Source organism: Pseudanabaena sp. PCC 6802, from assembly GCF_000332175.1.
Lineage (GTDB): Bacteria > Cyanobacteriota > Cyanobacteriia > Pseudanabaenales > Pseudanabaenaceae > PCC-6802.
Map to the genome: position 1 here is coordinate 3,740,390 of NZ_KB235914.1, position 13,008 is coordinate 3,753,397.

Genomic DNA, 13,008 nt, shown 5'->3' on the forward strand with positions numbered 1-13,008 from the left:
AGGCGAAACTTTGCCAGAACCACAAGTCTTTGCGCGATCGCTTCAAACTGCATAACTACCTTTTAGGTATAAATAGTCGAGCTTAGATTTTTGAGGATGAGTTTTGAGGCAGCGATCGCTTCTAAAGGCTCGGTCAAGTAAAATCCCTGCCCCTGCTTGCATGCCAATGACTTCAGTTTGTGCAGTTGGGCTGGCGTTTCAATCCCTTCTGCGATCGCCCCTATCCCCAAAGCATCGGCCATCATGATAATGGCATTCACCACTGCCCACTCTTCCTGCGACACAAACGAGCGATCGATTTTGAGCGTGTCGATCGGGAAATTATGGAGGTGCTTCAAAGAAGAATAGCCGGTACCAAAATCATCGACGCAAAGCTGAATTCCTAAATTCTTGAGCTTCCTTAGTATTTCGCACACATAGTCCGGATCGGTCATCAACGTACTTTCGGTAAGCTCAAAGTTAAGGTTGGCGGGAACGATCTGATTGTCGTGCAGTACCCTTTCAATTAGCTGTGCAAATCCCGAACCGTTGATTTGTCTGGAGGATATATTAACGCTCATGGTGAGATGGGCAGCATGAGGAGCTTGCTGCAACCAATTGCCCATATCCTGACAGGATTGGCAAATCACCCATTCCCCTAGTGCCTCGATCAATCCCATAGTTTCCGCTAAAGGAATGAAGTCCAGGGGTGAAACCTCCCCAAAGTCGGGATGATGCCAGCGCAGTAATGCCTCAAACCCTCTAATCCTGGACGTTTCCAACTCGAAGATCGGTTGATACTTTAACTGCATCTCGTGATTGGCGATCGCCGCACGTAAAGCTGGATGCAGAGATTTATCAACCCGCCGCAGAGCTAGGATTTGACGTTGCAGATCGCGATTCTGGTTTTCCAAGATCCTGGCTTGTTCCTGTAATTGTAGTTGCAAAGATCGCAATCTGAGGTGGGTCTCGACCCGCGCCAGGACTTCTAATACTTGGAAAGGCTTGTTGATGTAGTCTAGACCGCCGACCGAAAAAGCCTCGATCTTATCGAGGGGGTCGTCGATCTCGCTGATAAATAGAACGGGAATCTCGCTAGTTCTAGCATTACTTTTGAGGTGGTTGCATACCTGATACCCATCTATATCGGGTATGTAGACAGCCAGCAAGATTAGATCGGGCGGATCGGCTGCTGCCTCAGCTAGCGCGTCCGAACCGTTTAGGGCTATACGTACCTCGTACCCCTGCCGCCGCAATAGTAGAGACAAAAGCTCTAGGTCATTTGGGGCATCATCGACAATGAGTATACTAGCCTTATTTTGCTCGTCTGTATAATCTGGGTAATCTAAGCTGGCTGACATGGAGGAGTGTAAATTTAATGGGTTGGCTAGGTAAGTGCTGTCTGACATTACCTAACTTCATTCATTTTAGTCCCTCTGCGAACTGCTGTACCTGCGCGATCGCTGCTGGACGAATTTCATGCCCCATATCGTATTCTAAGTATTTGACTTTAGCTCCCAGCCCGAGCAATGTGTCGCGGGCTATCTGTGCTGCCTTTAATGGTACAACTGCATCCTGCTTGCCATGTACGATCAAAATTGGCGAAATTGGCGATTTAGGGGGAGTGGCGATCGCGTGCAAATAACCGCTCAAACAAACCAGACCTGCCAGCGGCAACCTCAAGCCTACGTCGAGTGCCATCGCCCCACCCTGAGAAAAACCCAATAGAATCGTACGAGATAGCGGAATACCGGTGGTTTTCGGTAGAGAGTTTAAAAATTCTGCGAGTATTTGACGACTTTTGGCTAAGCCGCCGCGATCGGGATCTTGAAGGTCGTACCACATTTTGCCGCCCGGTACCTGGGGGTGGTCAAATGGCGCTTCCGGAAAGATAAATTCATAGTCCGGCAGATTTAACTCAGGTGCGAGCGGTACTAGATCGTTGCCATTAGCACCCCAGCCGTGCAAGGCAATCAGTACGCCTGACTTGGTTTTACTAGCCGGAATAGTTCTGAGTTTCAAAGGTTTAGATTGTGCCATTGGGGTTGGGGGTTGGGGATTGGGGGTTGGGGATTGGAGGGTAGAGCGATCGCCAGTCGAGCGTTCCGCACTACAAGCTGCTAGCGATGCGAGAAATTGTGCTAGAAATAAGCGCCGTGAAAATTTTGCGATTACCTACCACCTACCTTATTTGTTAATTATGCGATGTACAACTTTCCCCCATTACCCTCACCCTAAATCCCTCTCCCGCTCTGGGAGAGGGACTTTGACCGATTCTGGCTCCTTCCCTTCTCCTGGCTTGGGAGAAGGGGCTGGGGGATGAGGGAATGAGGGAGTACGTTAGTTGCACTTTGCGTTTAATTAAGTTTCTGCTTGTAATTCCCGAACGATCATTTCGGCAGCCAGACTGTCTACAGGTCTGGAAATGAAATATCCTTGCACTGATTCCTGCCCCATTGCTTCCAGGCAAGCTAACTGCTCTGATGTCTCAACTCCTTCCGCCACTACGCCCATACCAATACTACGGGCCAGTGACATGATTGCCTGGACGATTTGCAAGCTGTTTTCGTCAAAAGCAATCTTATTGATAAAGGATTTGTCGATTTTCAGCACGTCGATCGGGAGATTTTGTAGGTACCCAAATGATGAATAGCCAGTACCAAAATCATCAATGTAGACCTGAATATTTCGGTTGCGCAATTGCTCGAACCGCTTACAGGCAATATCAAGATTGTCCATAAGGGCAGTCTCTGTGATTTCTAGCTTTAAGCATTTGGGATCGAGTCCAGTTTCTTGTAGTATTTGTTCGACCTGGTCGATAAAGTTAGGTTGGGTAACTTGCAAACTAGAAATATTGACGCTAATTGTCAGTGGCGTATCCAGGGGGAACTGTGCCTGCCATTTTAAAAGTTGGCGACAGGCTTCGCGCAATACCCATTCGCCGATCGCCACAATTAGTCCGGTTTCTTCAGCAAGAGCGATGAAGTCAATGGGGAAGATAAATCCCCGCTCGGGGTGGTGCCAGCGTAGTAAGGCTTCAAAACCCGTCACCTTTTTAGTAGCGAGCGACATGATCGGCTGATAAAAAAGCCTTAGCTCGTTGCGTTCGATCGCTTTGCGCATGTCAATTTCAGATTGCAGTCTGGTTACCGCACCTGCATACATGGCGGGTTCGAACATGACATATTGCGCCTTACCCCTAGCTTTAGCACGATACATCGCCGTGTCGGCATCGCGTAACATCGACTCCGGATCTTCATACCCAAAGCTACTCATAACAATACCAATACTGACAGAAGTAAACACTTCATATCCGCTCAGAACAAAGGGTTGGTGTAATTCTTGTTGCAAGCGATCGGCGAGGGAGATAGCTTCGCTATAGTCAGCAATATCTTCCAGCAAGATCGTAAATTCATCTCCCCCCAGACGAGCAAACGTATCAGAGGAATAAAGACAAGATTGCAGGCGCTTGGCGATCGCAATTAACAGTTGATCGCCAATCGTATGTCCGAGACTATCGTTAACGACTTTAAAGCGATCTATATCGAGAAAAAGCACCGCAAATAAATGCGAACTGTGCCGCTTGGTACGCTCTACAGCGTGACTGAGGCGATCCATAAATAAAGCTCGATTTGGCAGATCCGTAAGGGAATCGTGAAAAGCATTGTGCAGTAGCTTGGCCTCTGCGAGCTTGCGCTCCGCCAACTCTACCTGCGATTGCTCTAAAAGAGAAGATTGATGAATGGTGATGGCTAGCTGCGGTGCAAACCTTTCCAGGAAAGCAATTTCCGTTGGTTGCCATTGCCGCAGTTCCGTGCAGTGGTGAATTACCATCAACCCCCACAGTTTATTTCCCCTTGGGATCGGTACGATCAGACTGGATTTCACCTGCAACTCGGTTAAAAACTCAACATCTGTTTGCTCTATTCTGGCTTGAGAAATATCTTCGATCGCGATGGCATTGCCGCGCAAGAAAGAATCGGTAGCAATATTGTCAAAGTAGTCGTGGCGAATATTTCTACCTAAAAGCGACCACTGCAGTGCAGATACTGATTCAAGACTAAGTATCCCATCCCAATTCGGATCGAAGGGATAAATAAATACGCGATCGCTCTGCAGCCAAACCCTGATTTCTAAAGCAGCGGTTTCTAAAATTTCTTCTAAATCTAGAGACTGGCGCAGTCGCATAGCAATGATTGCCAGTAGATAATCGCGCTCGATTTCAGCTTGAATCGTTGAGTTACTTTGAGTTTCAGGGACTTCTGCACTCTTATTCAAACTTTGCAGCAGTTCTAATTTCTCTTGCTTGAGACTATTGACCTGTTGCTGTAAATTTGCAGCAAACCCATAGACAATTGTGGGATTGAATACTTCTAAAATAGACAGTTGTGGCATTACACCTACCAGATTTCCCCGACGATCTACTACCCCCAATTGAGAGACTTGCAGTCGTTGCATCATTTGATGTGCGTGCCACAGAGAGTCATCGCGATCGATGCGATCGAAGTTTGCATTCATGACCTCACCAACTGATAACCCGCTGAGGCCGCGATCGCGCACGGACAGGTAGATGATATCTCGGGCAGTAATAAGGCCAACTGACTCGTCAGCAAGAACGATCGCGTAGTTAATACTATGCTTTGCCATTAATTTGGCTGCGGAAAGTACAGATGTAGATGGCAGCGCGGAGACCAAATCGACCTGCATGAATTCGGCAACCGAGCAATATTTCAGCAGGTTAGTCACTTCCAGAGCTTGCAATAGCTTATCCAACGTCACCACCCCAACTAAACAGCCCCGATCGTTGAGAATAGGAAGGCAGTTAGATTGATGGTGCTTTAACAAATCGAGGACAGCAAAGATATCTTGGAAATCTGACTCTTCCAAGGTCGCAAGCGGTGACACCATGACATCAGCAGCATGCACCGCACTTATATCCTCCCCTCGAGATATAAGCCCTAGAATTGCAGCTTCAGTGATGATACCGACTAGTTGTAGCTCATTTACCACTACAGTAAAGTCATTCCCCCCCGTAACCGAGCTAGAAGCATCTTCCTGCTTTGATTCATCTGCCTCCAGCCTTCTACCGTTATAGCCAATTAGCTTGATAATCTCTACTAGAGGAGTATCCTGTGTAACAGTTAATACATTGGAGTCGAGAACGTCGCGCAGTGGTGGCAATAAGCTATGCAAACCTTTATTGTTCTGCATACTTAGAATTTGTAATTAGCGATCGATTATATTACATAGCCTTTCACATATAGCAGTCCCGTTTGAGTTGTAAAATCTCTGCACTGACCGCTGACCGCTGACCGCTAATTTGCACGAATCATTGCGGATTGCTATACACCTAGCTTTAATTAGTAACAATACCTAGGTTCCTCGCCGTTTAATCTCGCTGCTAACAGCAGCCAGGGTGTTGCTGAGCGAGCTTTTGAAAATATCGTAGAAAGTGGACTGCGGTACAGATGACTTTGGCTGAGCGCTAACATTATGCGTGATCAGCACTTGGTTAGGCTTAGCACCCGGATAGGTAGCAACCAGTTCCATTTTCCAGTAACCTTGCAAACTTTCCAGATCGCCATCGACCATTTGAAAGTCAATTTGCTTTTGAAAGGTTTCTTTAATAGCCAGTTTAGTGCGCGATCGCACGTTAATTAAAAATACTTGACGGCTATCGACCTGCTCTACTACTTTTCGGTTGCCCTTGTTCTCCAGCACCTTGCTAGAAGCTAGGTTAGGAATAAACTTAGACAGATTAGCGTAATCGGTTAAAACACTCCACACGGCTTGGGGCGAAGCTTGCACCAATACCTTAGCCTCATATTGGCCCAGATCGCCTTTGACAACTACCTGTCCCTTGCGCAGAGCATCGCGCTCGATGGGCGGCAATCGATCTACAGGCCCATTGAATAGCTCTGCTTGCACAGATGAGATGTTGTTGAGACCGATTAGACTAGTTAATGCACTCCCTAAGACCGCTAAGCTAACTTGCTGGCATGTCCTAAGTACCACCCGCGTACGATTTATCTTTTTGCTCAAGCTAAATCTCCTACTTCCTAATACTTATGTACATTAAAGTTTGCGGAATTACTAAGCCGGATCAAGCCGTAGCGATCGCCGCTATGGAAATCGATGCTTTGGGCTTTATTTGCGTACCTTACACGCCCCGCTATGTCGATTGCGAACAAATTCGCTGCATATGCGATCTCCTGCCTGCAAGCGTAGATCGAGTTGGTGTATTTCTGGATGCCAGTTTACCTGAAATCCACCAAATAATACAGCGATCTGGTTTAAATTGCGTGCAATTACATGGGAAGGAATCGTTACAGTTTTGTCAGGCTCTGCGGTCTGCAATCCCAAATGTCAAGTTAATTAAAGCATTCAGAATTCAGACAAAAGAGGATCTAGAGCAGGCACGGGCATATGTTGAAGGGACTGATGCCATTGATGCCATCCTGCTTGATGCTTACGATCCTAAATTAGCTGGTGGTACAGGTAGAACGATTAACTGGGACATTCTGACTGATTTTCGCCCCACCTGTCACTGGTTATTGGCAGGTGGGCTAACGCCTGAAAATGTCGCGATCGCTCTAGAGCAGTTGCATCCCGATGGCATAGATATATCGAGTGGAGTAGAAATTGCACCTGGGAATAAGGACATCGGTCGTGTTAGGAAATTAATCCATGCAGTTAGACAACCGCTCGCAATTTAACTATGAGTCTCTGACGCAGGTGCACCTGCATCGGAAAGCAGTTGAGCTGATTTTGCAGTGCTATAGCACGAGCTGGGATTGGGTAGCTAGCCAAAATACCTAGACTGAGGCAACACTAGGCACCAAATAGAACTTTTAAAGTAGGTTACTAAGAGTTAAATTTTGGCAAAGATGGGGAATACTATTTCTGAAGATCGGGAATACTAGTGCTATGGTTGTGACTCAGATTATAAAAATTACTAATTTGCATAATTTGCATCGCTCATCGTAGCTTTACTTTTTGTCAGCTATATTTTTATATTTTGAGACTGGCTTAATATTAAGTAATGCTAGGTGAAGTATTTTCCTATAGCATTAGTTAATAAAAACTTGGAGCTAACCCTCAAGCTCAGCAGTTACTTAGCTGACAATACCGATCGCTTCGGATACGGCAAGATATTACTAACTATACCCTAACTATAACTTTACGCTTTTAGTTCTTCCAAATACAAATGGATCTACTAGTAGTTGTACGAGTAGGCCAATCCAAACCGCAACTTAAATTAATGAGACTTCGAGCGCATGGAAGCAGAAATTTCAGCATTATCAGGGATCGCGAACGAGCTAAAGCTCTTGCAACACGATCGCGCATCAGGAGAGTTAATAGTTGTTCCAGAACAGCAGCCATCTTCTACCTGGAGCTTTTACCTCTACCAGGGGCGGTTGATCTATGCCACCGGTGGCAGCCATCGGGCAAGGCGTTTATTTAGGGCAATTAGGCAGCATTGCCCTAGTGCCATTTCCGAAACCTGGCTGCGTACTCTGGGTAATCTGCCTGAGCCGTGGGAATTTTATCTGATTGGGAACGCGCTCAAACAGGCAAAAATCGACTCGGAAAAGGCGAAGGCATTGATTGTAGCAAGCGTGCAAGAAGTGCTATACACCTTAATCGATCGCGGTCAGCTCCAAATTGACTGGAAATTTAGCAAGCAGCCTTTACAGCCTCTAGTCTTGCTATCAGTGGATCAGGTGATTCAACACGCCTATGATGCCAAGACAAAATGGCAAATGGCCGGTCTAGGCCATATTCAAAAAATGATGCCGGGGTTCTCTTTTGACTTCGCACCTTTTCTGGCATTGCCCGATCAGCTCAAAGCTATGGTTGATAGTGGCTCGATCACCCCACCGACATACAAGGTCTTAGTCAGCTTGCTAAACGGTCAGAATACCCTTTGGGATCTGTCGTTTAAGATGCAGCGCTCCATGATTGCCGTGATGCGATCGCTCTTGCCACTGATAATCGATGGCATTGTGGAATTAAAAGAAATTCCCGATTTACCCTATCCGCCAGTCAGCCAGCAACCGGAAAGCGAGCCACCGCCTCCCAAGAGCAAAGGTTTGATTGCCTGCATTGACGATAGTCCGCTCATCGGGCAAGAAATGACTCAGATCCTCAATAATGAAGGGTACGAAGTCATACATATTATCGACCCACTGCAAGGGGTAAGTTTGCTGTTAAAACGCAAACCCGACCTGATTTTTCTAGATCTGGTCATGCCCAATACTAATGGCTATGAGTTATGTACGTTTTTGCGTAAAACTTCCACCTTCCAAGATATTCCGATCGTGATCTTGACTGGACACGATGGCGTAATCGATCGGGTGCGAGCCAAGATGGTGGGTGCATCGGATTTTCTAGGGAAACCAGCCGATCCAGTGAAAGTGAGGCAAATGCTTGATAAGTACCTAAATCAAGCAGAAACGGAAAATTAGTTGCGGAAAAGTTAAGATTTTGCGCGTAAAACGCTGACCTACAAGTGCTTTATGTTTGAATGCCAAGTTAGAGATCGATGCGTTTTTTTTGGGAATTATTTAGTTTGAGAACCATTATTAGGGAGACATAAATGTCAACAGTTCTAATTGTCGAAGATACACTGACAGAAGCGGAAATCATCACCAGCACGCTCAAAGGTGCTGGCTTCACGACTGTGGTAGCAAAGAGTAGCGAAGATGCCAAGACTATGCTGGCACAGCAAAAACCCGACCTGATTGTTATGGATGTTGTTTTACCAGGCGAAAGTGGATTTGAGCTTTGTCGCGAACTCAAGGAAAAGCCAGAAACTAAAGATATCCCCATCGTCATGTGTTCGACCAAGAGCGGTGAGATGGACAAGTTCTGGGGCATGAAGCAGGGCGCATCTTCCTACTTGACCAAACCCATCGATCCAGCAGAATTAGTGCGTACGGTTAAATTATTGGCTAAAGGTTAATCTTTGATTTATGGCAGAAAGCACCTCGACCAAAGCAACTGCTAGCGAGCAGTTCTTAACCTTCTTGCTGCCTCCTAAGCAAAGGGTAATGATCTCGACTAAACAACTGGTAGAGATCGTTAATATCTCTATCGGTCAAGTTGTGCCCATACCAGATGTCTCTCCCTATGTTATGGGAGTAAGTAACTGGCGGGGGGAAGTTTTGTGGATGGTCGATCTAGGTTGCATGCTGGGGTTTGAGCCGCTTCACGCGGCAAGCTACACCCAAGCCACCTACAAATCCATCCTGGTACGCAGCCAGGGACAAATTATGGGTCTGGTGGTAAGTGGGGTGGAACAGATGCTCTGGTGCGCTCCCGATCGAATTCAAACATCAGTCGCGAACTACGTTACTTCGGATTTAGCTAGTTACTTGCGAGGGTATTATTTGGCTCCCGATCGCGACTTGACACTAGTTTTAGATGGGGATGCGCTTGCGCCAGCAATGAATGCGATAGATGCATAAGTGTCAATCCGATGTAGATATCAGATAAAAGTCAATTTCCACCTCAGGACTAATCCTCATACTATGACTGAGCCGATCGAAAATTTTAAAATTCTGACGGATGCTCAAGGTGAAACGGTTGCCAGAGATTTGCAGGTCGTCAGCGCATCTCAGCTTCAGGTTAGCTAGCTACTAATCTCCCGTTATCAATATTGCAGATTCTTCCTCGATTATCCAACCACATCAGCAAAGGACAACCAACCATGCTTTTAGATAACAATCAGGTTTCCAAATTCGACGACACCCAATCCCCCAACGGCACCACGATCGCAAAAGGTACGCTCAAACTATCTCCTACTCACCTTACACGAGGTACTGGCGGAGCGACACCCCCACCTCCAAATAACCTTCAATCTGCAAACAAGAAGCGTTTTGGCTGGCGGTCGCTGAAGTTACGCACTAAGGCTACAGCGCTAGCAGTGGCGATCGGAATTGTACCTGTAATTGCGATCGGGACGGCTGCATATTTAGCAGCGGATAGAGCCTTTGAAGCCCAGATCGCGCGACAAAAAACTTCCGAAGCTGAGGAATTTCTGGCAACAATCGAGCGCTTTTTGTTCGAGCGTTTCGGAGACATTCAGGCGTTATCCTATCAACCAGTATTGCAAGAAAAAAACACCCAGGATAAATCCCTCCTACTGACAAAATTTAAGCAAATCCATGGCGTGTACGACAGTATTACGCTCATGGACTTAACCGGCACTGATATTGCGGCAAGTGAGGGCACGCAACTGGGCAAACACGAAGATGACGACTACTTTCAAGCGATCGTAAAGGGTGCAAATGTCTTTTTTTCGCAGCCGCGTGTGGCTAAAGCGACTGGCGAGGTTGTGATGTACTTTTCGGCTCCTGTACGCGATCCTGCTACGGGTAAACTTACTGGTGTGGTGAGAGCGCGCATGCCAGTCAAACACATTGATGCCCTGGTCAGCAGGTTTGGGCAAAACTCGACCACATATCATTTGGCGGATCGTAATGGTAAAGTTTTTGTGGTTAACGACGGCACAGCAATTGGTACGCCTGCTAAAGAGCACCTACCGATTTTTGAACAATTGCGCAAAGAAGGCAAAACGACGACAGTTGATACTTACGAACCGCTTGAGAAACGAGATGTGTGGGGAGTTTACGCTCCTTTTAAATCGCAACGCCTACCAGATATCGGTTGGGATGGCTTCCTCTTAGCTGATGACAAGGTTGTTTTTTCCCCATTGTATGGTCTGGCTGCTAACCTGATTGGTGGTACTTTAATTGCCTCGGGTGTGGTGGCTCTGCTTGCCGCATATTTGGCGAGACGGGCAACTCAACCGATTCAAGATGCGGCTTTAGCTGTGGAAAAAATCGGGCAGGGCGAATTGGATACCCGTATTCCTACGGTTGGTACCGATGAATTGGCGGTGCTAGGTACCAGTATTAACTCGATGGCGGCGCAAATTCAGCAGAGAAACAAGCTTTCTAGTCTGGCTCTGTCAATTCGGCAATCCGTAGATTTAGAAACGGCATTGGAAATGTTCGTGCGGGAAACGCGGCAACTGATTGGGGCTGAGCGAGTGGTGATCTACCGCTTTAACCCTGACTGGAGCGGTTATCTATCCCACGAATCCGTCCTGTCCGGCTTACCCAGTGCCCTCAAAGAAAAGGCTACTGACTCCTGTATCAGTCCAGATTTGCTCGAAGCCTATCGCCAGGGGCGCGTGGCAGTAAATAATGACGTATCCGAACGCGATTATCATCCAGAGCACAGGCAGTTATTGCAACGCCTGCAAATTAAGGCGAATTTGGTCACCCCCATTGTGCAGCAAGGGCAACTTTTCGGTTTGTTGGTCGCCCACCACTGCACTAAAAAACACACTTGGCAAGCAGATGAAATCAATCTGCTCTCCGAAGTTGCGTTTCATGTGGGTTATGCCATCGGTCAAATTATCTCAATCGAACAAAAGGCTAAAGTCGCTGCGCTTAAAGATAGATTGGCGGAAATCTCGCTCAAGATGGGGAAAAATCTCGACTTCCAGGAAATCCTCGATACGGCGGTGCATGAGGTGCGCGATTTACTCAGAACCGATCGCGCCATTATCTATAGTTTTGACGCGGATTGGCAAGGCACGATCGTCGCAGAATCGGTGGGAGACAAATGGCCGAAATCTCTGGGCACTCAAATTGCCGATCCTTGTTTCGCCGATCGCTATGTGGAGAAATATCGCAACGGTCGAGTTCAAGCTACACCGGACATATACGCCGCTAACTTAACTGACTGCCACCTCAAACAATTGGAACCCTTTGCGGTGAAGGCAAATCTGGTCGCACCCATTCTGCGCAATAAAGAGCTAATGGGGCTGTTAATCGTGCACCAGTGCGATGCCCCGCGCAAATGGGATGAAAACGAGATCGAGCTCCTGGGACAGTTGGCGGTGCAGTTGGGCTACACGATCGAGCAAGCCACAACGATCGAACAAATTGAAAAAGCTCGTATTGATGCTCGCGCTGAAGCAGATGCGCGGGCAGAAGCACAAAAGCAAGAGAAAGAGTTCCTGCAAAAACGCGCTCTAGAACTACTAATGGAAGTCGATCCAGTCAGTAAAGGCGACTTGACCGTGAGAGCGAGAGTGACTGAGGATGAAATCGGTACGGTGGCTGACTCATATAATTCCACGATCCGCAACCTCAGACAAATCGTCGAACAGGTGCAATCTGCCACCCAAGCTGTATCTCAAACTACAGCAGATAGCGAACCAAAGGTAAAGAGCATGGCTGTTGAGGCGGTACGGCAGGTGGAAGCGATCGCCGCAGCCCTAGAGCAAATCGAAACCATGTCCAAATCTAGCCAGGGTGTAGCTACTCGCGCCAAAACCGCCACCGAACAAGTGCAAATGGCCGATCGGGTTGTAAAGGCAGGTGACGAAGCCATGAACCGCACGGTATCGAGTATCTCTTTGGTACAGTCCACCGTATCCGATGCTGCCAAGAAAATAAAGCAGCTAGGGGAATCTTCCCAAAAGATTTCCAAGGTAGTCAAGCTGATCCGCAATATCGCTGCCCAGACTAATATGCTGGCGCTGAATGCTTCGATTGAAGCTGCCCGCGCTGGCGAAGAAGGACAAGGCTTTGCGGTGGTAGCAGAACAGGTACGGGCGCTAGCACAGCGATCGGCATCAGCCACCACTGAAATCGGACAAATTATCGAAGAGATTCAAGCTCAAACTAGTGAAGTGGTGCTGGCGATGGAAACCGGCACGGAGCAGGTAAATACCGGGTCCCGTCAGGTAGAAGAAGCCCGACAGCAACTAGCCCAGGTTGCTGAGGTGAGCGCCCAGGTTAACAAACTGGTACAAGAAATCGCACGGGCAGCCGTAACTCAGACACAGGTATCGACCAAAGTCGGTCAAACCATCAAAGATGTAGCCGAAATCGCCTCCAATACCCAAACGCAATCTGGCAGCGTCGTCGCATCATTTAGCAATTTACTCGAAGTTGCCAAAGAACTACAGGTCAGTGTCTCGCAGTTTAAAGTCAACTAGCTGCTAAT

The 13,008-nt window shown here is 47.4% G+C and carries 9 protein-coding genes; 5 read left to right on the top strand and 4 right to left on the bottom strand.

What is annotated here, in order from left to right:
- Positions 1–62: 62 nt before the first annotated feature.
- The 4 genes from PSE6802_RS30110 to PSE6802_RS0123235 form a co-directional block, all read right to left on the bottom strand.
- On the bottom strand, positions 63–1,388 hold the full coding sequence (locus PSE6802_RS30110) for a GGDEF/EAL domain-containing response regulator (protein ID WP_051050595.1): 1,326 nt from the start codon (positions 1,386–1,388) through the stop codon (positions 63–65).
- 13 nt (positions 1,389–1,401) lie between these two features.
- Complete coding sequence (locus PSE6802_RS0123225; RefSeq protein WP_019502428.1) at positions 1,402–2,019, bottom strand: alpha/beta hydrolase; 618 nt, start codon at positions 2,017–2,019, stop codon at positions 1,402–1,404.
- 321 nt (positions 2,020–2,340) lie between these two features.
- Complete coding sequence (locus PSE6802_RS31450) at positions 2,341–5,190, bottom strand: EAL domain-containing protein (protein ID WP_019502429.1); 2,850 nt, start codon at positions 5,188–5,190, stop codon at positions 2,341–2,343.
- A 162-nt stretch (positions 5,191–5,352) separates the two neighbouring features.
- Positions 5,353–6,021, bottom strand: a complete 669-nt coding sequence (locus PSE6802_RS0123235) for an SRPBCC family protein (protein ID WP_156815639.1) — start codon at positions 6,019–6,021, stop codon at positions 5,353–5,355.
- A gap of 26 nt (positions 6,022–6,047) precedes the next feature.
- Between PSE6802_RS0123235 and PSE6802_RS0123240 the strand changes: the two genes are divergently transcribed.
- The 5 genes from PSE6802_RS0123240 (at position 6,048) to PSE6802_RS0123270 (ending at position 13,000) form a co-directional block, all read left to right on the top strand.
- Complete coding sequence (locus PSE6802_RS0123240; protein WP_019502431.1) at positions 6,048–6,695, top strand: phosphoribosylanthranilate isomerase; 648 nt, start codon at positions 6,048–6,050, stop codon at positions 6,693–6,695.
- 561 nt (positions 6,696–7,256) lie between these two features.
- Positions 7,257–8,447 (top strand): response regulator, encoded by a 1,191-nt coding sequence (locus PSE6802_RS0123250; RefSeq protein WP_019502433.1) that lies wholly within the window; start codon positions 7,257–7,259, stop codon positions 8,445–8,447.
- Between the two features lie 131 nt (positions 8,448–8,578).
- A complete protein-coding gene (locus PSE6802_RS0123255) occupies positions 8,579–8,944 on the top strand; it encodes a response regulator transcription factor (RefSeq protein WP_019502434.1) in 366 nt (121 codons plus the stop codon).
- Positions 8,945–8,954: 10 nt separating this feature from the next.
- Positions 8,955–9,449 carry a chemotaxis protein CheW gene (locus PSE6802_RS0123260; protein ID WP_019502435.1) on the top strand — a complete coding sequence of 165 codons (495 nt, stop codon included), beginning with the start codon at positions 8,955–8,957 and terminating at the stop codon, positions 9,447–9,449.
- 242 nt (positions 9,450–9,691) lie between these two features.
- Positions 9,692–13,000 (top strand): GAF domain-containing protein, encoded by a 3,309-nt coding sequence (locus PSE6802_RS0123270; RefSeq protein ID WP_019502437.1) that lies wholly within the window; start codon positions 9,692–9,694, stop codon positions 12,998–13,000.
- Positions 13,001–13,008 lie beyond the last annotated feature (8 nt).